The following is a 20,130-nucleotide window of genomic DNA, read 5'->3' on the forward strand; positions in this document are numbered from 1 at the left end:
GGCTACAGCAGGACGTGGACCGCCCCGCCGGTATCGCGATCGCCAAGATGATATAGTTCGCTGCGCACGCCTGAAAGCCCATGGGCCGCCATGGTCACGGCCAGAGCGTCGCTGATCAGGGTTAATCCCGGCGGAGCCATCGCCTGCATTCGTGCCGCCAGTTCCATGCCTGGTCCATAAGGGACTAGGCTGCCGCTTGCCGGATCCGCGACAAGACTGGCGATCGCGATGTGTGCGCCAACCGACGGCATTTCCGCTCCTGCGGCTTTGCAGTGCGCTTGTACTTCGTGCAGGGCCGATAACCCTGCGTCAAGATCTTCGACAGACAATTCCCAGCGGCCGGGAGCGGCCCGGATGCGTGCGCGGTCAATCCCTGCCAAGGCAGTGACAACCGGGGCGATCCGTTGATTGATTGCTTCGCTGTCAAGGGATTTGCTCCGCAGCAGATCTTGCAGAGTAATCACCGCATGAAGGACGAGCTTGCGGTCTGGATCATTGCGTTCCGGCGGATAAACCGTCTGGCTGTCAGCGTCGCGATCGATTGTCAGGTGGAGCTGGGGGCCCGCTGCAGGAAACCACATCCGCGCCTGGCGCGCAGTGTTGCGGCCGCCGCCGTTGACGTCAGTTACGATCAGCTGGCATTTTGCCGCATTCAGTGCCTGGGCATTAAGCAACGCCGCGCCGATAGCCAGTTCACCGGCGTGGGCAGTGGCGATAGGATCGTGGACGGCGCCGGGATCGCCAGCGGCCACTCGTAACGAAGCAGCCTGGGCAAGCAGCGCGCGATAACGCACCTGCCAAGCTTCGCCAGCGGGTGCGACGGACTGGTTTTCGAATAGTTCGGCTTCACAAGGCAAGACTACATGCAGCTCTCCGCCCGCCGCAAGCAACCGCTCGGCGATGACGATGTCACAGCCGGCTGCCAGTGCGCCCCAGGCAAACCCGATACGTTCCTGCACGATAAGCGCGTCGACCTCGGCGGCTAAAGCCGTTTCGCCTTCGCGCCCCGAAGCAAGGCCCATGTGGCCAGCAAAGTGAAGGCTGGCTGGCGGGGCAAAGCGATCAAGCCAAGATGGATCCTCGCCCCGCACATCAGCGATTTCGCGCAACTGACCAATTGTAGTCGCACGGTCGCGCCAGCCATCGGGATCATGGGCCGCCGCTTCGACCATGGCGGCTTCGGCTGCGCTCTTGTCGCGAAGCAGATAGGCGGCTTCGGCGCGGGTGGCGGCGAGAAAATATGGAGTGTCTGCCGGCTGTTCGGCTCCATCAAGCAGCGCGATCACACTGCGTGCCTCAGCTTGCGCCTTCGGCTCGTCGCCGGCCAGCAAATGCAAGGTGGCTGCATTGATTGCCAGATACGGCGCCGGGCCAAAGGCATGGGCCATACTGTAGGCTTCTGCCGCGCCGGCAAACAGCCCGGCCTGATCAGTGTCACGGGCTAACCGTGCGCGGGCTTTCAGCAGGCGCCCACGAACGGTCAGTGCCGCTGGATCGTCACTGCGTGCGCCATAGCCGTTGTCCACAAACAGGTCCCACGCCCGTTCGACAGCACCTGCGCGAACCAGCGCGGCAATGGCGGGAAGCGTTGTCGGCATCAAGGATGATCAGGTGGGTTGTCGGTAGTTGGGTCAATCCGCAGGGGGATCGCCTCGCCCTTGTCCTGGTCCATCAGGACATACAGATTGAAATTATCGCGAGCTCCGCCAGTTGGCATATTGGGACGGGCCTTGGCATGGATAACAAGCTGCTTTTCGGTAACGTCGGTCACCCTGTAAAGGCGGGCATCGCCCCGCTTGAAAGTCAATGGCGCGCCGGCCGAATTGGCCTTGGTATCGAACGTCCAACGCCAATCGGGACTGAGATCGAAGGTGAAAATGCGATCTTGACGGCGCTCTACTACCAGGCACGTGTTGCCATCGGCATCGGTCGTCACTGCACGGCCATCGCTTCCCTCTGGCCAAGGCGTGGTGTCGATCATTATGAAGTTGAGCGTGCCGCCGTGGATTTTGATGTCCAGCTTCACGCTGACCTGGTCAGGTGTGTCCAGTTCCTGATCCAGCGATGGCAAATACTCGGCCGCGCATTCCACCGTTTTGGCTTCCATCATGACGTCTCTCCCCCTTGATTACTCACTATCTGTCGGATCCTTGACAATTCGTTCGAGCTGCTGGCGCCAATTGATCCAGCGTTGGTTCTCCGGATCGCGCTGAATCAGGCGGCCAGCTACGGGTAGCATTGCCCGGGCCGTCGCGCGGGCTTCTTCCGGCTTGCCAATCTCCGCATAGGCCCGGGCAAGCCCGATTGCCGCCTGCATCTGGGCCTGCAATGCACGCACATCACCTGGAAAGGCGGTGGGCAGGGCGGAAACAAGTTTGTGCTGCTTGTGGCGCAGTTCCAACGCCGCCTGCGCTTTGCCCGTCTGCATCAATGCATCCGCCTGCCACGCAATGTTATTGGCATAGTCCAGTTGCGACTGGATATTGGCCTTGTCTTTGCGCGCGATGTTACCGGCCATCGTTGATGCCGCTTCGCAATGCTGGACCGCCACGTCGGCTTCCACCGGTGGCACCAGCGCCAGCGCGCACAGGTTTACTTCGGCAGAGGCGACCTCCCTTTGCCAATCGAGCTTATCTGGCTGAAGCGCAACCAATTGCTTTGCCAGTACAAGGTATCGATCCCAGTGGGGCTGGGCCCTGGCTTTATCCTGGCTGATAAACGGCAGATAACCGACCCAGTATTCGCTTTGCGCATGATTAAATATGCGATCCGGATTCTTCGGCTCACGCTGCAGCTGGCTGTTGGTTACGCGAAATGCCATGTCGAACTTGCTTTGGGCATCATCGGTTTGCCCTGCAGCATAATCGTCTTCGCCCATGGCGGTGAGCAGACGTGCACGGCGTTCAAGCATGTCTGCTGGCAAATCGTCCAGGCTGTCACCGGCATAATGATCCATTGCCTTGCGATTGACGGCGTCCATGATTTCCAGACGGCCTACGCCTTTCAGACGATCACGCAGGTCGGTCAGCATGAACTCCACCATTCCTTCGGCATCGGCGCGCTGGCGCCGTGCTTCGGCGCGCTGACGCAAAGCAACAATCAGCAAGCTGGCCAGCACTACACTAAGCAGCATGGTCGCCGCCGTGACGGCCATCACACGTCGCTGCCGGGCTTGGGCATCGCGCTGAACCAGCCGGTCAAGCGGCAAGGCGGAAAGCCCCGCCACGACCTTGAGCAAGGCAAGGCGGCGGCCATCGCCCACTTTGCGAAAGTCGGCAGCAAGTGGCTCGAAAGCACGGATGCCATGGCTCAACAGCGGTTCGGGGAAACTGGCGCTGGGCTCACCCGTAATCAGGGCCGCCAAAACCGGCCGGTCGGGGTGCTGATCGCGAAACAGCGCAATTTCCTGCGCCACCCAGCGGCTTTTGGCAGCGGCCGGGCTGCAGACCACGATCAAGGCATCGGACGCTTCAAGCGCTTGCTTGACCTGTGCCGACAGGTCCGGCCCTGCGGCCAGTTCCGCGCGGTCGATGAACACTGGTGCAAGCCGCCGCGGCGCAGCGGGTCCATCGCCAGGCAAAACAAACCGTTCCAGGCGGCGATGCAGCCAGGTCGCAAATCCATCATCGGCGTGGCTATAGCTGATGAACGCCCGGTAGCGCGTTTCGGCCGGCACCCCGTCAGGCCGTATCATGTTGCCCCCTTGGCATTTTTGGACCCATGCCTTGGTGCCGGATCGGCGCGACCTTGGCAATGGTTTCGGTTTGAGCGCGGCGAAGCAGCGCTACGGGCAGACCGCTTGTTCGAAAAATCCGGACCTTGTGGCCGGTGTGGCGCTTTGGCTACGCTGCGGACAAGTTCTAAGCGTTCGATTAAAACGGGTTGTCAACGGCTGCGGACAATGTTCTATTCCCCTGGCAACGACCCGCGAAAAGCGACGGGCAAGTTAGGAGAGAGGGCTGATGAGGGGTAAATTGACTCTGCTGGCCGGCGTATGTGCCGGAGCGATTGCATTTCCTGCCTATGCGCAGGAAGCCAATAATGCGCCTGATAGTAGTGAAATCGTCGTCACCGCACAGCGTTCGAGCGAACGTCTGCAAGACGTTCCAATTGCGGTCAGCGCTTTCAATACCGAGGCGCTTGAGCGCCAGCAGATCAAAAATACTTCGGATTTGCAGCTTACTCTTCCCAACGTCACTTTCACCAAAACGAACTTTACCAGCGCCAGCTTCACCATTCGCGGAATCGGCGATCTGTGCGTGGGCGTAACCTGCGACAGCGCGACTGCGATTCACATGAATGACGCACCGCTGTTCGGCACCCGCTTGTTCGAAGGCGAGTTTTACGACATCGGGCAGATCGAAGTGCTGCGCGGGCCGCAAGGCACACTGTTTGGCCGCAACGCGACTTCGGGTGTGGTCAACATCAAATCGGCCCGGCCGCAGCTGGGCGATTTTGGCGCTGGTGCCGAAATCGAATATGGCAACTACGATTCCATGAAGGTCAAGGGAATGGTCAACATTCCCGTCGGCGAATCGCTCGCCGTGCGTCTTGCCGGTTTCTATCTGAAGCGCGATGGCTACACTCAGAATCTGTACGATAATTCGCGTATTGACGATCGCAATATGTACGGCCTTCGCGGCTCGCTGCGCTTTGAGCCGGGCAGCGGAACGACGATCGATATCGTGGCGCAGTATTTCCGCGAAGACGACAACCGGATGCGCATTCAGAAGCAGCTGTGCCAGCGCGATCCGACCGGCATTCTTGGCTGTCTCAACGCTACGCGCGACTATCAGTTCACCAACGGCAACTCGACGTTGGGGACGATCTTTGCCAGCCAGGAGTTCTTCCGCATTCGCGGTGTTCCGTCCGGTCAGACACCGCTTACGCCCAACTTCTCGGTGGGGAGCCTTTACGGACCTGATGTTTTCGGGACAGCCGTCAACCCCGCCGATCCGCGGGTTGTGAATACTGCCTTCACGCCAAACTATTACACCTCTGAATGGATTGTGCAGGGGTCGATCAACCAGGAACTTGGCGATTCGCTTAACCTCAAGGTCAGCGGAAACTGGCAGAAGGTTAACCTTGATTCGCAGCAAGATTACAACAATGCGGCGCAAAGCCGCGCTCCACTTCAAAATGGTCTTAACAATCTTGCAGCCGCTGCTGCCGGAACCTTCGGCCCTGGATTGCAGGCCTATTTGGCGCCGATTGCAGCGCGTCTGATACCCAATGGTCCGGCCGGCGTGTTGTGCACATCGGCAAGCGATCCCAACTTGGTCGGCGTGTTCGGGGCGGCCAACGCTCGCGAATGCTCGATGAACCCACTGGCCTTTGACCGTTCGGTGAACAATCACACCAACTGGACTGCAGAAGCCATTCTCTCCTCCAACTTCGACGGACCGCTCAACTTCCTGCTGGGCGGAATCTACGGCAAGTACCATCTGACCGAAAACAGCTATTACGTCAGCGCGTTCGGGCTGGACTATGCTGCTGGTATCCTAGGGGCGCTGGGCGCGGCCGGAGCGGGCATACCGCCTGGTGCGAACAGCTCGTATTTCCTGGGTTCGCCAATGTACCGTAACAACTCGGACGATCTCAAGATCAAGACGTACGGTATTTTCGGCGAAGTTTACTACAAGTTCAGCGATGACGTGAAGCTGACCGTGGGTGCGCGCTACAACAACGATGAAAAAGACATCAAGGCACGCACATCGCTGTTCGTCGATGCGGTTGGCAATTCCGTGCTTGTGCCAACGGGTGCTGCCTCTCTCAACAACGCCTTGGGTTACGCCGGTCTGGACTACGATGCCGGTTTGGCGGGTCCGCAAGAGTTTGCAATCCGCAACTCCAAGTTCTCGGCGTGGACCGGCCGGGCGGTGATCGATTGGAACATAACGTCCAATAATCTGCTGTATGCGTCCTATTCGCGCGGGTACAAATCAGGCGGTATCAATCCGCCTCTTTCGCCAATCTTCGCGGTGTCGGAAACATTCAATCCAGAGTTTGTTGATGCTTTCGAAATCGGTTCGAAGAACACGTTTGCCAATGGTAAGCTTCAACTCAACCTCACCGGCTTTTACTACAAGTACAAGGACCTTCAGCTTTCGCGGATTGTTGCCCGTACTTCGGTGAACGACAACGTCAGCGCAAATATCTGGGGGCTTGAAGCCGAAGCAGTTGTCCGCCCTGTTCCGGAATTGACGATCAATCTGTCGGCATCCTATCTCAACACTTCGGTGTCAGAAGACAAGTTGCTGGCCAATCCGCGTGACTTCGGCGCTGGCCGCAGTGATGCTGTGATCATCAAGGATATCACCAACGCAGCAAACTGCGCCGTCGGCTCCAACACCGGCAGCGCCGCGGCGGTCAATGGTTATGTGAACCAGGTCAACACACTGATAAATGGTGGTATCCCGGGTGTCACTGCCGGAGCAAATCTGCAACCGACCACCTCGTTCGGTGCAAACAGCGGAATTGCTTCGACCGGTGCCTACAGCATCTGCGCTGTGCTCAACGCGCTCGCACCTAGTGTGGGAGCTGCGTTTGGAGGCGTCACTGTGGCGCTTGACGGGTTCAAAACAAACATTCGCGGAAACAAGCTGCCGGGCGCACCGGACGTCAAGTTTTCGGCCGGGGTGCAGTATGCGGCGCCGCTCGGCAATGATTTGACCCTTACTCCGCGCTTTGACATCACCATGACCGGAGAGACTACGGGCAACATCTTTAACGGACCTGTCAACGCAATTGACGCTTTCGTTCAGGCCAATGCCCAGATCCAGCTCGATGGGCAGGACAAGAAATGGTTCCTCCGCGGCTGGATCCAGAACATCTTCGATGAAGATTCGGTCACTGGTCTTTATGTAACAGACCAATCATCAGGCAACTTCACGAACATCTTCACCCTTGAACCACGCCGCTACGGTGTGACCGCGGGGATTAAGTTCTGATCTGAATACCGTTCATTCCTGGGAGGGAATGCTGTGAGGCCCGGGCGCAAGTCCGGGCCTTTACGTATGTGCCGAAGGGGGGCGACCAGCGCCTTCGCGCTTGACCGCCCGCGCGTGCAGGTAGCAGGTTGCCCTAATGACCGATGCAGCGATGATCGTCCCAAGTTTGCAGATCGATGCCTGGGTTCAGCGGATGGCAGACATTGCCTTTGCATGCGCCGTAACAGGCGCCGCTGAAGGAGCGGCCCTCATCGCCGATCTGGCCCATGCCCTGGCCCGACACCCGCAAGGTCGCTTTACGGACCACACTGAACAGCTTGCTCAGCTGCTTGCTGCAAGAGCAGATGTGACCGCCGTACTAGTCCTGGTTGAACCGCTGGCAAGCTATATGCTCTCGGCTGCGCCCGGCGCGGCACACTTGGCAACGGTTGTGGCGCGCGGCGCTTCTATGGAGCATCATGCCGAAGGCAATAGCGCAGCGCTGGCCCTGGCCGGCGCACTTGCTTCGGCACTTGCCGGCTCGGCAATTGCAGTCGATAGCTTGGCAAAAGGTGGTGGCCGCGGCGCGTTTCAGTTTAATTGAGCTTGGTACATAGTAGGTGACAGGGGCCCATCACGCACTGGGCGGGCGCAGATGCGGCAGCCAAAAAAACAGCCATCAGCGAACAAGCGCGGCTTCGATCGCGATGTGGATCGCTTCGGAAGTGTGGCTTGCCCCGACCTTGTTCAGCATATTGGCGCGGTGGATTTCGACCGTGCGCGGGCTGATCGAAAGACGTTCGCCGATCATGCGATTGGACATTCCGTTGGCGACCCCGGTCAGTACTTCGCGTTCGCGCGGCGTCAGCCGCTGAATTCGGCTGCGTGCATTGGCTTCGCGCAGGCGCAGCGAACCCATTGCGTCGTGCCCGAGCTGCGCCGCGGCAAGTGTACTACGCACTAGTTCCGCAGTGAAAGGCCATTCCAGATATCCGGTAGCGCCGTCCATGACGGCACGCACCACCCGCCCCGTTTCGGGCGCCTCGGCATAGGCGACCAGTGCCATCCAGTTTTCGTGACGGGTCATGCAATCCACCATCGCGGCAACCGATGCACCATTGTCATGGACAAAAATTACGCCATCGCGAGGCCAGCGCTGGGCAAGTTCATTTGCATCCTCAAATGGTTCGACATGGATAGCGCTGCCGATCAACAGATGGGATATGGCAGCCCGGCGGCGGCTGTCAGGATCGACAAGTATCAGTATTTCCACGCTATTCATGTGCAGTTGCCCCTACCGGTTACTGCCTAAGCACTAACCCGCGCGGCTGGTGCAGGCCCGCGCGCATGGATGGGGAATGGAGCAATGGGGACACGTCGATCAGGCTTCAGCTAGCGGACAAGCTGGAATTATTTCAGTCCGTTACGGACTATTCGTCAGATCCGGGGGCACAAAAACCGCTAATCAATGAACCCCAGGCGCCTTGCGCTGGCTTCCAAGGCCTGCTTGCGGCCAGGGGCCAGGCGATTGGCGCGCTCGGCAAAAACGGCAACAAGTTCCGGGCCGGCCTTGCCGGGTGAGCCGCAATCGAAGGGCGGGGCGGGATCGTATTCCAGCGCGAGCTGGACGGCGCGGGCATGATCGTCCCCCGCGATACGGGCGATCAAGGCCAGGGCGAAATCGATCCCTGCAGTCACTCCGCCTCCTGTCACCCGGTTGCGATCAAACACCGTACGTGCGGCAACAGGTTCGGCGCCGAACATCGAAAGCATATCATGCCAAGCCCAATGCGTAGTGGCCCGGTATCCGCGCAGCAAACCTGCCGCGCCCAGAACCAGTGCGCCGGTGCAGACGCTGGTGACCCATTCAGCCTCGGGCCCGACCTGCCTGATCCAGGCCAGCGCGGCTGGATGATCGATAACTTGGGCAATGCCCATGCCGCCCGGTACGCAAAGCAAATCGGTGTGCGGCACATCGGCAAAGGTTGCAGTCGGCAGGATTGAAAATCCCGCATCGGTCGGCACCGGTTCGATCCGGTTCCAAACAAGGTCAACTTTTGCACCGGGCAGGCGCGAAAGGAACTGCGCCGGTGCTGTCAGGTCAAGCTGGGTAACGCCGGGGAACAGCAGGAAGGCGATGTGCATGTCGGCCGGTGTTGCAGACCAGCCTTGCAGGGTCAACGTAAGCAGCGAACAACGGCCCGGCGGTGCTTTCGACCACCGGGCCGCTCATCATCGGCAGGCGCGCCCTTCAGGCTGCGAACTGGAATTGCTGCTGGGCATAGGCCAGATCGAAAGTGTCGTCATAGACACCGATCGAAGCGACCGGAACCACCGTACCGAACTGGGCTAGCGGCCCCAGAGTGATATTGTCACTGGCCACTTCAATGTCATAGCCCAGTTCCACCGATAGCAGGCTGACACTGACCCCGACGTTGAAGCCCAGATCAGTATCATTGTTCAGCGTTGCATCGGGAGCGAGAGTGAAAGTAAACTCAACCAGTCCGTCGCCGTCTCCGCCCTGATCGATAAGTGAGGCGTTGAGCAACTGAATGTCGTCGCCGAAGGTAAAGGCCTGGCTTGATCCATCCTCGAACAGCAGAAAGCCGCTAAGGGTGCCCAGCGCCATGCTGAAGCTCTGAATGAAGTTAAGCCCGGCCGACAGATCGACGTCCAGGATATCGGCATCGGCAAAGAACGGTCCAAAGTCGATCCGCGGCGGATCAAACGGGTTCGCTCCGCCGAACAGGATTTGCGACACCATCTGGTCGAGATCGAGGTTGAGCTGCAGGAAGTTGTTGCTGGCGCCATCGGCTATCACCGGATTGGGAGGATAGTCTTCGCTGGTCGCGATGTGCGGCCACGCGAAATCGACCGATAGCGAATCAAGCGGTGGCGGCAGGGTGAATGTTCCGCCCAGCGTAGTGCTGTCGATGTTGAGCAGGTCATAGCTGCCCGGCCCGATACCGATGGAAAATATATCGCCGCCTTCGTTGATGCTGCCCAAAGCGCCAAGATCAATATTGACCCCGGCAAAGGCGGTAAGTGCCACATCGTAAAGGAATTGCAGGACGTAGGAGCCTTCGGGACCGACGGTATTGAAATGCGCGCTGGTGACCAAGGCGGCCGTGCCGATAAGCAAGACATCAGTGGTTTTGTTGTAGTTGGTATCAACCGTCAGATCATAGCCGGCTGTCGCATCGATTTCACCGCCATTGAACACGAGCGTGGATTGCAGCCCAAGCTGCACATGGCCGGAAATGCCTGCATAGAGCGTGTCGCCAATTTGCTTGCTGAACTCGCCCGTGTCGACTCCGATAAAGCGATCATCGACAAAGGTGAAGGCATTGCCCGATGCCCAGATATTCTGATCGGCTGCTACGAACAGGGCTTGATCGGTCGTCGTGTTGTATTCGTAGATGATCGGGACCGTGTAGGTTGCGGTTTCGGTATCGCCGTTTGAAACCTCTTGCGCCGTGGCAGTAAAGGTGAGGTCGAAGGCCGTGTCCTGATCAATCGGCAGAACCAGCAGGAAGTCCTGGTTGATATGGTCAGGTTCACCGACCGTCGCCACGCCCACCGGAGTGATCGTAACACCCGCTGGCAAGCCGCCACTGACCAGGCCAGTCAGGTATTCCGAACTGTCGGCATCCGCCTGGTCGGCGCTGACGTGGAGAAGGACTTCGTTGACTACTCCGGTTGTCTCCCAGGTGGCCGTGATTACCGGACGATCAGCAACAGCCGCAATGTTCAGCGTTACCAGGGCGTGGTCTTGCCCCCCGGCACCGTCAGACACGCAATATTCAAAGCTGACCTGTCCGGCATAGTCGAGCTCAGGCGTGTAGATGATTGTCTTGCCGTCAGCGGCTATGGCAACTGTGCCGTGGGCGGGCTGCTCGTGAATCTCGGTGATGGTCAGCGGATCGCCATCGCCGTCGGTGTCATTTACAAGCACGTTAAGCATTACTGGGGTGGGCGTTTTAGACGGATCATCAAGTCCGCTTGCCCCGTCTTCGAACATAGCGATTACGTCATCCATCGCGTCGGGCGCGGCAGGCGCAATGCCGATCAGCTTTGTGGCCCCGCCATCGCGCGGACCAGTGCCGCCGCCAACACCGTCAAGCCTCACGCCAAAACGCTGGTGCGCAATGTCGTCAAGCGTCAGATCGCCGGCACTGTTGCTAAGCGTGAAAGTGCTGTCTCCCACCGCGTCACGACCGCGCCCGGCTGAGCCGAATTCGACACCCACATCGAAACCATCGCGTGTCTTGCCGGTCATATTTGCGCCGTGGCCAAGATCGAGCACGCCGTTAGCCTGGATTCGTGATCCGGAAACAGCAAGGTCGCCGGTGATTGTCAGGCCTGCCATCTTGCCTTCGTCAAGGTCAAAGAACAGGCCTCGCAAATCGGGTATCTTGTTGGTCGTGCCATTGGCCACAACTTCAAACACAATTGCACCGCCGGATTCGGTCGCGGTCACCGTTACCCCGGGGTTGCCCGGGATAGTGAAGATGATTTGGCGCGGGCAGAATTCATCAGGCATGGTCGTCCTCCTTGGTGAGAGGCCTGGCCAGTGACCAGGCCCCGATACGGTGCGACCCGAGGAGCGACCCTGAAATATAACTGCGTCCGTTGCGCGTCGAGCTGCGACTCGATCTCAAACAGAACCGCTAGTTCAATAGCAGGGACGTTGCCAGGATGCTATACGATTTAGTAACTGCATATTCACCATGAATTTGTTAGAGGATTAATTAACTACTCAAATTCGGCAGTATTTTATATATCTCGCATCTTACTCAATATATACGCTTGTGTAGTGAATTAGCCTGTGACGCGCAGCAAGCCAGCCGTTAACCTGACCCACAGTGCGATGCATGGTCCCGCCCTTGACCGCGCTCGGCCCGTCCTGTTAATCGCATGATTAATTAATGGGAGAGCGGCACATGGCGGGCAGGATGGACGGGCGGGTCGTGATGATCACCGGAGCATCGTCCGGGTTCGGAGCTCACTTTGCGCGGCTTCTCGCGGGCGAGGGCGCGCAGGTTGTTTTCGGTGCCCGCCGCGTTGACAGGATCGCCGAGCTGGCCCTGGAAATCGGCGATAATGCCCTGGCAATCCCCCTCGACGTAACCGACGAAGCATCGATCATTGCGGGCTACGATGCCGCCGAAGCGCGATTCGGAACGGTTGATACGGTGATTGCCAATGCCGGTCTGGCAAGGGAAGGGCGGTCGACTGATGTGACCAAGGCCGACATCGACACCCTGCTCGCCACAAATCTGACCGGCCTTTACCTGACTGCCCGCGAAGGCGCGCGGCGGATGATCGCCGCAGGATACCGAGACAGTGAACGCGGGCGGATTGTGCTGATCGGGTCGATCACGGCCGGGCTGACCGGCAATGGCGATGCTGCCTACGCCGCCAGTAAAGCAGCAGTGGCGCATCTGGGCCGCCAATTTGCGCGCGAATGGGTGCGTCAGGGGATCAACGTCAACACTCTGCAGCCGGGCTACATCCAGACCGAGGTCGCCGGTGACTGGTTCCAGACGGAAGGCGGCCAGCACCATATCAACAGCTTCCATCGCCGCCGTCTGTGCCCGATCGATGCGCTGGACGAGCCGCTGATCCTGCTTTGCTCCGATGCCGCCCGGCACATCACTGGGGCGACCATCACAATCGACGACGGTCAGGCGCTGTGAGCAGAGTCAGCGAAAATACCCCGGTCATTATCGGGGTTGGCCAGGTATCCGAGCGGGTGGGCGAGGAAGGCTATCTCGAACGCTCGCCAATGGATTTGGCAGGAGCCGCGCTCAAGGCCGCATTTGCCGATGCGCGGGCCAAGCGAAGTCTGGCTGCGGCGCTCGATACAGTTGCGGCGATCCGCCAGTTCGAAATATCGGCGACACGTTACTCCGCGCCGTTCGGTCATTCCAACAACACGCCGCGGTCAATCGCGCGCCGCGTCGGAGCTAACCCTGCCCGAGCGATACTGGAAGTCGTTGGCGGACAGGGGCCACAGCGCCTGGTCGGTGAGTTGGCCGCAGAAATTGCGGCAGGCCGTTCCAAAATGACGGCTATTGTCGGGTCCGAAGCGATATCCACAATGCGATCGCTCTTGGCGCGAGGCGAAACCCGCGACTGGTCCGAACGGCGGCGCGGCAGCCTGGAAGATCGCGGAACCGGCTATGACGGCGTGCTGGACAAGACAGCGCTGAAGCACGGGGTCGCTGCGCCGATCTTTGCCTATCCGCTGGCCGAGAATGTTCGGCGTGAACGGCTGGGTCTTTCGCTTCAGGACTATCGGTTGGAAATCGGAAAGTTGTTCGCGCCGTTTACGCAGGTTGCTGCGCGCAATCCGCACAGTGCTGCACCAACCGCCCGCACGGCCGAAGAACTGGCGACATTGACAGAACGCAATCGCCTGGTCGCCGAACCCTATGGCAGACTGGTAGTGGCACGCGATCAAGTCAATCAGGGTGCCGCAATTGTGCTGGCAAGTATTGCCGAAGCGCGGCGGCTGGGGGTGCCGGAAGGCCGCTGGGTCTATATCCATGCCGTGGCTGATTGCGCCGAGCCGTCGCTGCTGTCGCGCGCCAATCTGGAGCAGTCGCCGGCGGCTGTTGCTGCAATCTCAACTGCACTTGAGGTTGCGGGATCGGATTGGAAAAACATCACATATACAGATCTCTATTCGTGTTTTGCGATCCCGGTTTTCAACTTGCTTGATGCCTTCGGACTAGCGCGCGACGACCCACGGGGGTGGACACTGACCGGCGGCCTGCCGTTCTTCGGCGGCGCGGGAAACAACTATTCCAGTCACGCCATTGCCGAGGCGGTGGCACGATGCCGCGCCGCGCCGGGCAGCATCGCCCTTGTCGGCGCCAATGGCGGGAACATGAGCAAGTATGCCGCCGGCGTTTATTCGACCACGCCCGCCGACTGGCCACATAGCCGCTGGCGCAGCCTTGAAAGGATCAAGCCTGCTTTTGCCGTGCTGGACCGTCATGACGGGGAAGCCGCGGCAGAAAGCTTTACCGTGCGGCCCGGAAAGCAAGGTGACGAAGCGACTTTGGTAGGCCGCGCCAGTGATGCCCGCGTGCTGGCGAACAGCCGCGATCCTGGCGTCATCGCGGCGCTGCGTAGCGACAAAGTATCGGGCCGCCCTGTTCGCATCGAAAGCGACGATGACGGAACAAATCGGTTCTGGTTTACCTGACCAGTTCGCTGAGCGTGGCCGAGGTCAGGACTTGCGGCAGTTGCCGGGGCTGCCCGCCGCCTGCCGGGTACCACATATAAAGCGGCACGCCGGCTGCTCCCTGCTGGGTCAGGTAGCGGGTGATTGCTGGATCGCGGCGGGTCCAGTCGCCGCGTAGCACCACTACCCCGGCCTTTGCGAAAGCTGCGCGGGTTTCCTCACGCTCAATCGCGGCTGCTTCGTTGACTTTGCAGGTCAGGCACCAGTCCGCAGTGAAATAGGCGAAGATCGGCTTGCCCTGCGCCTTGGCTGCGGACAACGCCGCTTCGCTGAAAGGTGCGCTGGGCAAAAGGCCTGGCGCGGCCTTGCCAGGCGCAGACGCAGTGGCGGGCAACACCAAGATGGCGATGACTGCTGCGGCCACGGCAAACAGGGCAGGTGCCCGCCCGCTGCGTCCGCTGCGTTGGCGCAGGCCAATCAGGAACAATGCGGCGACGACCGCTGCCGCGAACACCAGTGACAACAGCGCAAAACGTGAACCTGCGACCCGGCTTTCCAGCCACAGCAGCGCCAATGCGGTCAGCCCCATTGGTACCGCCATCGCCAGCTTGAACCGGTTCATCCATGCGCCCGGTTTGGGCAGCCGGCGGCGCAATGCGGGGACGAAGGCGAGCGCGAGGAACGGCAGGGCGAGCCCAAGGCCGAGCGCGGCAAACAATACCAGCGCCGATAACGGTGGCAGCAACAAGGCCGCCCCCATCGCGGCGGCCATGAACGGTCCGGTGCACGGGGTAGCGACAAATGCGGCAAGGAGTCCGGTTGCAAAAGCTCCTTGCGGCGAACCTTCGCGGGCGAACCCCGGCACGGCAAACTCAAATAATCCCAACAGGTTGGCAGTAATGGCTACGGCCAGCAGCAACAGTGCGGCAACCACAACCGGTTCCTGCAACTGGAACGCCCAGCCAACCTGTTCACCCGCTGCGCGCAGGGCCAGCAGCAGGACACCCAGCGCCACGCAGGCGAGGACCACCCCGGCAGTATAGGCCAGTCCTTCGGCCCGGGCCTGCAGATCGCTTTCGCCGGCGCGGGCCAGGCTGAGCGCCTTGAGGCTGAGGATCGGGAACACGCAAGGCATGATGTTAAGCAGCAAGCCGCCAAGCAGCGCTGACAATAGCAGCCAGCCCATGCCCTGTTGCGGGCGGGCGGGTGTTTGCAACGGCGTTCCGGCGGGCGGAACATTGCCCGTTGTCGCCGCGATTTCCAACCCGTCGCCCCCACGGTTGAGGCGCAGGACGGCGTTTAGCGTGCCGGGATCAAGCGGTTCAAATCGCGCGCGGGGCAGTTCGATCACCAGCATATCGCCGCGCCGCGAAAACGCCTGGGCTGCGGCATAGTCCACGGCGCGCTCGCTCGAAACGAACAGGTGCGGATCGTCAAGCCCGACTGCGGCGGGCAGCGGTATGCCGATGCGCAGCACGTTTCCAGCAAACGCATAGGATGCGGGGCTGCCCAGCGGAGCAGGCAGCGCTGCGCGCCACGCGGCAAAGCGCGGTTCGGGATTACCCGGCGGGCCGACCGTGACGGTGGCGGCAATTTCGCCGCTTTCGGGAACGCAAATCTTGTCGGTGCATGCCAGCCATTGCGCCTGGCCGCTGACCGGAATCTTTGCGCCGGGCTTTGCACCGGCGGGGATCTGAACATCGACCAGAAGGGCGTATTCGTGTTCGAACACATGGTTCATCAGTCCGGCGATCAGCAGGGTGTCCGGGACCGGATAGCGCAAGGGTCCGGCCTTCGCGCCAGTTGGCAATGACCAGTCGACCACCATGCCCAGCCCGGCATCGCCGGGGTTGCTCCAGTAACCGTGCCAGCCCGCTTCGGGCCGCATGACGATCGCCATGGTTGCCGTCTGGCCAGGCTGGGCGGCGCTTTCAGCAACAAGTTCGGTGGCAATATGCGTGGGCGCGGCATGGGCCGGCGTCAAACCGGCGCAGCACACTGCGAAAATGGCAAATAACGCGGTCATCAATGCCGCAATCATTGCCTGCTTGCGCTTGCGGCTGGGGCCGGGGGTGGGCATAGTGCGCAACATCCTGGCGCCAGCCTATGGCCCAGCCATGCCCCACGCCGCAAGCGGAAGGGATGGATACCGCCGACTTATTTTGTGATGGAGCCTTGATGCGCCGCTTTGCCGTTTCTGCCCTGTGTGGCCTTGCCCTGGCTTTGGGTGCCTGTTCTACTGCCCGAACGGCGCATGTCACGCCCGAGACGGCCCCGTCCGGACCGCCAAAACTGATCGTCGCCATTTCGGTTGACCAGTTCTCTGCCGATCTGTTTGCGCAGTACCGCTCCCGCTTTTCCAGCGGCCTGGCGCGGCTGCAGCAAGGCGCGGTTTTCCCTTCGGGCTTTCAGGCCCATGCGGCCACCGAAACGTGCCCTGGCCACGCTACCTTGCTGACCGGGACGCGCCCGGCGCGCAGCGGAATAATTGCTAACAACTGGTACGATCTTGGCACGGCGCGGGCCGAAAAAAAGATCTACTGCGCCGAGGATGAAAACGACCCTGCCAGCAGCAGCCGCGATCCTGTCGTATCGGCAGTGCACCTTAAGGTGCCGACATTGGGCGACCTGATGAAAGGGGCCAACCCGGCCACCCGCAACGTCTCGGTATCGGCAAAGGACCGCGCGGTCATGATGATGGGCGGGCACCGGATTGACGCGGCGTACTGGTACTACAAAGGTCAGTTTGCGACGCTTAAGGGCCGCGAGCCAAGCCCGGCTGCCAATGCGATCAACAACGCGGTAGCCGCCCTGGTCAAAAAGGGCGCACCGGCCATGCCAATGCCGGCGTGGTGCGCATCTGCCGACCAACCGATCGCGGTGGGCAAGGGTCAGCTGGGCACCGGTCGTTTTGCGCTGGAGGCGGGTAAGCCCGACGCCCTGCGCGCTTCCCCCCGGATGGACAGCGCCACGGTCGATCTGGCCAATGCGCTGATTGATGAAATGAACCTGGGTAAAGGGTCGGTGGCAGATATCCTGTCGGTCAGCCTTTCAGCCACCGATTATATCGGCCATGCAAACGGCACCGAAGGTGGCGAGATGTGCGTGCAGATGGCCGAGCTTGATCGCACGATCGGGCGGTTGCTCGCCCATTTGGATGCACGCGGAATCGATTACGCTGTGGTGCTCAGCGCCGATCACGGCGGACTTGATATTCCGGAACGTCAGCGCGAACAGGCGCTACCCCGGGCGGTGCGCGCCGATCCCGGCCTTGCCCCCCAGGCGCTGGCGAAGGCGCTCAGCGTTCAGACAGGCGTGACCAGCCCCGATCCGCTGCTGTCATCCGACGGACTGTTCGGTGATTTCTATGTCAGCCGCAAAATTGGTGCGGCGGACCGCGCACGGGTGATTGGCGCGCTGGTCAAACTGGCCCGTGCGCACCCGCAGGTTGCCGCCGTGTTCACCGCCGATGAACTGGCCAAAACTCCGCTGCCTTCGGGCAGTCCGCAAGATTTCACGCTTAAGGACCGGGCACGTGCTTCGTTCGATCCAACCCGTTCCGGCGATGTCGTCATCCTGCTAGACCGGGCCGTGACCCCGATCCCCGAGCCAGCAGTAGGCTCGTTCGTCGCTACACATGGCAGCGCCTGGGACTATGACCGGCGCGTACCGATGCTGTTCTGGCGCAAAGGTCTGCGCGGGTTCGAACAGCCCGCCCCGGTGGAAACGATCGATATCGCCCCGACGCTGGCGGCCATGCTGGGGCTGGCCGTGCCCGAAGGGACATTTGACGGCCGCTGCCTCGACGTCGATGGCGGAGAACGCAACACCTGCGAGGTTATCAAGTGAGTGATCGGCGCGATCTGGTTATTCTGGGCGGCGGACTGGTTGGCATGACGCTGGCTTTGGCTGCTGCGCGCCGGGGCCTGTCCAGCCATGTGATCGACAAGGCCACGCCCGCGGAATTAACTGCTGAAGGCACGGATGGCCGTGCCTCGGCCATCAGCACCGCCAGCTGGAACCTGTTCTGCAACATCGGTCTGGCGCAGCCGCTTGAGCCGCTTGGCTGTCCGATCACCTCGATCGCGGTAACCGACGGGATGAAACCGGGACGGATCGATTTTCAGCCCAAGGCCGATGAAGGCACGTTGGGCCGGATGTTCGCCAACCGGGATATTCGCCTGGCCCTGTTTGAAGCTGCGCGCGGGCGGCCACTGATAGCATTGCACAGCGGGGTCGAGCCGCTTTCGCGTGATCGCGGAGAGCACGCGGTGGCGGTGACACTTGACGATGGCCGGATGCTGGAAGGCAGCTTGCTGGTAGGGGCAGAGGGCCGTCAATCACCCACCCGGGCCGATGCCGGACTGGTCTCGGCCAAATGGGATTACAGCCACCGTGCTTTCGTGACCGCAATCACCCATGAAAAGCCGCATGGCGGCGTTGCTTGGGAAGTGTTCTTCCCGGCCGGCCCTCTTGCCTTGCTCCCGCTGAATGACCTGCCCGACGGACGACACCGCAGCGCGGTGGTGTGGACCGTGGACGAAAGCGATGCCAACGGAGTTGCCGCCTTGCCCGATGCCGTCTTCGTGGGCGAAATAGCCGCCCGGTTGGAAGGCATTTTCGGAAAGATCGAACTTGCAGCTCCGCGCATGGGCTATCCGCTAAGTTTTCATCATGCCGGGCGAATCGTCGATCAGCGGCTGGTCCTGGTCGGTGATGCCGCGCACGGGATGCATCCGATCGCCGGCCAGGGGCTGAATCTGGGACTGCGCGATGTCGGTGTACTGGTTGAATGCCTGTCGGAAGGCCTTCGGCTGGGGCTCGACCCAGGCGATGCGCAGGTTCTGGCGCGGTATGAGCGGTGGCGCAGCCTGGACAGCTTGACCGTAATGGCTGCGACCGATGCCATTGTCCGGCTGTTTGGCGTGCCTGGCAAGCTACCAAGTGCGGTGCGGCGCCTCGGCATGGCGGCCGTGCAGCGCTCCGGCTGGCTGAAGACCTTTTTCATGAACGAAGCGCGCGGCATGTCAGGCGACCTGCCAGAGCTGCTCAGGGCCTAAAACGTTCCTTCGGGTGTAAATGCTGGCGCAACACTAGGGCCGGCCGGGCTGGCCTGCTGCACATTTTGTCCCGTGCTGCCGCGCAGCTTGTCCGTATCGAGCAGCGCAGTCGTTTCGATCAGGTCGAGCGCCTTTTGTGCGGCAGCAAAACGCCGGGCCTGCGTCGCCCACTCATTCGCCGCGTCAGCACCAGGCATACGGGCGATAAGGTCTACCGCCGCGTCAATCTGGCCCGTTCGCAGCAGCATCCGCGCTCGGTCGAGGCGATTTTCCGGACTGGTCAAGGGCGTATCATCATGGCGGACCACAAACAGCCCTGAAACTTCGCGGCGCAAGCGCTGCCAGCCGCCTTCGTTCTTGGGTGCGGCCGCCAGCGCCTGAGCCATAGTATCAAGCCCACCAGCCAACTGATCCAGCGTGACCGGCATGGCCGCGCTTTCGATCACGGTTTGCACGGCAGCAGGCTGGGCAGCTGCGAAACGCAACTTGAGCTGATCAGCTAGATAACCCAGCGGCGCACCGCGTTCGATCGCGCGGCGGGCGGCAAACGCCACGAGCAAGCCTTCGGCGCGGGCAGCGTTGCCTTCAGCTGCGGCAGCCTGCAGATCGAGCCGGGCGAGCCGCTGTTCCAGCGCTGCCACGCGATTGTCCACTCCGCCTGCGGCAAGCACTGCGGCGGAACTGGCACTGGGAGCCGGGGACGGTTGTGGCACCGCGTTGGGCAGCGCGGCGGCAGTCTGCGCAGCCGGTGTCGGTTCGCCGATCATCGCAGCGATATCCCGATCGGACATTTTCAGGGTGCCGTTCCACGCGAGATAACCGACCAAGGCGGCACCGCCGGCAAAGGCCAACGCAGCAGAGAGTAGAATGGTGCGCAACGATTTGCCGCGAACCGAAGCGGGCGGTCTTGTTGCAGTCGAATAAAAATCGTCGGGCATAGGGTTGT

General features: G+C 61.0%; 14 protein-coding genes. 6 read left to right on the forward strand and 8 right to left on the reverse strand.

The features are described 5' to 3' along the window. Positions 1–2 precede the first annotated feature (2 nt). From Q0L62_RS13160 to Q0L62_RS13170, 3 genes are read right to left on the reverse strand one after another with little or no spacing between them, the layout of a single operon-like run. Positions 3–1,598 carry a hypothetical protein gene (locus tag Q0L62_RS13160; protein WP_296680651.1) on the reverse strand — a complete coding sequence of 532 codons (1,596 nt, stop codon included), beginning with the start codon at positions 1,596–1,598 and terminating at the stop codon, positions 3–5. Then, positions 1,598–2,110, reverse strand: coding sequence for a hypothetical protein (locus Q0L62_RS13165; RefSeq protein WP_296680654.1), 513 nt, complete (start codon positions 2,108–2,110; stop codon positions 1,598–1,600). The genes Q0L62_RS13160 and Q0L62_RS13165 overlap by 1 nt, the downstream gene beginning before the upstream one ends. Before the next feature lie 18 nt (positions 2,111–2,128). Then, positions 2,129–3,694 (reverse strand): toll/interleukin-1 receptor domain-containing protein, encoded by a 1,566-nt coding sequence (locus Q0L62_RS13170; RefSeq protein ID WP_296680657.1) that lies wholly within the window; start codon positions 3,692–3,694, stop codon positions 2,129–2,131. A 268-nt stretch (positions 3,695–3,962) separates the two neighbouring features. Here Q0L62_RS13170 and Q0L62_RS13175 point away from each other — a divergent pair, with 268 nt between their 5' ends. Beyond that, the gene (locus tag Q0L62_RS13175; RefSeq protein WP_296680659.1) at positions 3,963–6,950 is read left to right on the forward strand and encodes a TonB-dependent receptor; all 2,988 of its coding nucleotides are present in this window, start codon (positions 3,963–3,965) and stop codon (positions 6,948–6,950) included. Positions 6,951–7,086: 136 nt separating this feature from the next. After that, complete coding sequence (locus Q0L62_RS13180; RefSeq protein ID WP_296680660.1) at positions 7,087–7,533, forward strand: hypothetical protein; 447 nt, start codon at positions 7,087–7,089, stop codon at positions 7,531–7,533. Between the two features lie 75 nt (positions 7,534–7,608). On the opposite strand, the gene Q0L62_RS13185 is transcribed toward Q0L62_RS13180, so the two are convergent. From Q0L62_RS13185 to Q0L62_RS13195, 3 genes are all read right to left on the reverse strand, one after another. Then, positions 7,609–8,211, reverse strand: coding sequence for a LuxR C-terminal-related transcriptional regulator (locus Q0L62_RS13185; protein WP_296680662.1), 603 nt, complete (start codon positions 8,209–8,211; stop codon positions 7,609–7,611). 179 nt (positions 8,212–8,390) lie between these two features. Beyond that, a complete protein-coding gene (locus Q0L62_RS13190) occupies positions 8,391–9,074 on the reverse strand; it encodes a DJ-1/PfpI family protein (protein ID WP_296680663.1) in 684 nt (227 codons plus the stop codon). 106 nt (positions 9,075–9,180) lie between these two features. After that, on the reverse strand, positions 9,181–11,472 hold the full coding sequence (locus tag Q0L62_RS13195) for a cadherin-like domain-containing protein (RefSeq protein ID WP_296680667.1): 2,292 nt from the start codon (positions 11,470–11,472) through the stop codon (positions 9,181–9,183). 400 nt (positions 11,473–11,872) lie between these two features. Here Q0L62_RS13195 and Q0L62_RS13200 point away from each other — a divergent pair, with 400 nt between their 5' ends. Both Q0L62_RS13200 and Q0L62_RS13205 read left to right on the forward strand, forming a co-directional pair. Continuing rightward, on the forward strand, positions 11,873–12,628 hold the full coding sequence (locus Q0L62_RS13200; protein WP_296680670.1) for an SDR family NAD(P)-dependent oxidoreductase: 756 nt from the start codon (positions 11,873–11,875) through the stop codon (positions 12,626–12,628). Next, complete coding sequence (locus tag Q0L62_RS13205) at positions 12,625–14,145, forward strand: acetyl-CoA acetyltransferase (protein ID WP_296680673.1); 1,521 nt, start codon at positions 12,625–12,627, stop codon at positions 14,143–14,145. The genes Q0L62_RS13200 and Q0L62_RS13205 overlap by 4 nt, the downstream gene beginning before the upstream one ends. On the opposite strand, the gene Q0L62_RS13210 is transcribed toward Q0L62_RS13205, so the two are convergent. Then, positions 14,138–16,204 (reverse strand): thioredoxin family protein, encoded by a 2,067-nt coding sequence (locus Q0L62_RS13210; protein WP_296680676.1) that lies wholly within the window; start codon positions 16,202–16,204, stop codon positions 14,138–14,140. The two genes, Q0L62_RS13205 and Q0L62_RS13210, sit on opposite strands and share 8 nt — an antisense overlap. Before the next feature lie 62 nt (positions 16,205–16,266). Here Q0L62_RS13210 and Q0L62_RS13215 point away from each other — a divergent pair, with 62 nt between their 5' ends. Together Q0L62_RS13215 and Q0L62_RS13220 are read left to right on the forward strand one after the other, a co-directional pair. Further along, positions 16,267–17,973 (forward strand): alkaline phosphatase family protein, encoded by a 1,707-nt coding sequence (locus Q0L62_RS13215; protein ID WP_296680679.1) that lies wholly within the window; start codon positions 16,267–16,269, stop codon positions 17,971–17,973. Continuing rightward, entirely contained in the window at positions 17,970–19,184 is a 1,215-nt protein-coding gene (locus Q0L62_RS13220) for an FAD-dependent monooxygenase (RefSeq protein ID WP_296680682.1), read from the forward strand. The genes Q0L62_RS13215 and Q0L62_RS13220 overlap by 4 nt, the downstream gene beginning before the upstream one ends. Here the strand turns inward: Q0L62_RS13220 and Q0L62_RS13225 are convergent. Next, complete coding sequence (locus Q0L62_RS13225) at positions 19,181–20,122, reverse strand: hypothetical protein (RefSeq protein WP_296680685.1); 942 nt, start codon at positions 20,120–20,122, stop codon at positions 19,181–19,183. The two genes, Q0L62_RS13220 and Q0L62_RS13225, sit on opposite strands and share 4 nt — an antisense overlap. Between the last annotated feature and the right edge of the window lie 8 nt (positions 20,123–20,130).

This window comes from Novosphingobium sp. (genome assembly GCF_024642085.1).
Taxonomy (GTDB): Bacteria; Pseudomonadota; Alphaproteobacteria; order Sphingomonadales; family Sphingomonadaceae; genus Novosphingobium.

Coding starts and splice junctions, on each gene's coding strand:
- Q0L62_RS13160 (WP_296680651.1), bottom strand. CDS start 1,598: ATGCCGACAACGCTTCCCGCCATTGCCGCGCTGGTTCGCGCAGGTGCT.
- Q0L62_RS13175 (WP_296680659.1), top strand. CDS start 3,963: ATGAGGGGTAAATTGACTCTGCTGGCCGGCGTATGTGCCGGAGCGATT.
- Q0L62_RS13185 (WP_296680662.1), bottom strand. CDS start 8,211: ATGAATAGCGTGGAAATACTGATACTTGTCGATCCTGACAGCCGCCGC.
- Q0L62_RS13170 (WP_296680657.1), bottom strand. CDS start 3,694: ATGATACGGCCTGACGGGGTGCCGGCCGAAACGCGCTACCGGGCGTTC.
- Q0L62_RS13165 (WP_296680654.1), bottom strand. CDS start 2,110: ATGATGGAAGCCAAAACGGTGGAATGCGCGGCCGAGTATTTGCCATCG.
- Q0L62_RS13210 (WP_296680676.1), bottom strand. CDS start 16,204: ATGCCCACCCCCGGCCCCAGCCGCAAGCGCAAGCAGGCAATGATTGCG.
- Q0L62_RS13180 (WP_296680660.1), top strand. CDS start 7,087: ATGACCGATGCAGCGATGATCGTCCCAAGTTTGCAGATCGATGCCTGG.
- Q0L62_RS13215 (WP_296680679.1), top strand. CDS start 16,267: ATGGATACCGCCGACTTATTTTGTGATGGAGCCTTGATGCGCCGCTTT.
- Q0L62_RS13190 (WP_296680663.1), bottom strand. CDS start 9,074: ATGCACATCGCCTTCCTGCTGTTCCCCGGCGTTACCCAGCTTGACCTG.
- Q0L62_RS13225 (WP_296680685.1), bottom strand. CDS start 20,122: ATGCCCGACGATTTTTATTCGACTGCAACAAGACCGCCCGCTTCGGTT.
- Q0L62_RS13195 (WP_296680667.1), bottom strand. CDS start 11,472: ATGCCTGATGAATTCTGCCCGCGCCAAATCATCTTCACTATCCCGGGC.
- Q0L62_RS13200 (WP_296680670.1), top strand. CDS start 11,873: ATGGCGGGCAGGATGGACGGGCGGGTCGTGATGATCACCGGAGCATCG.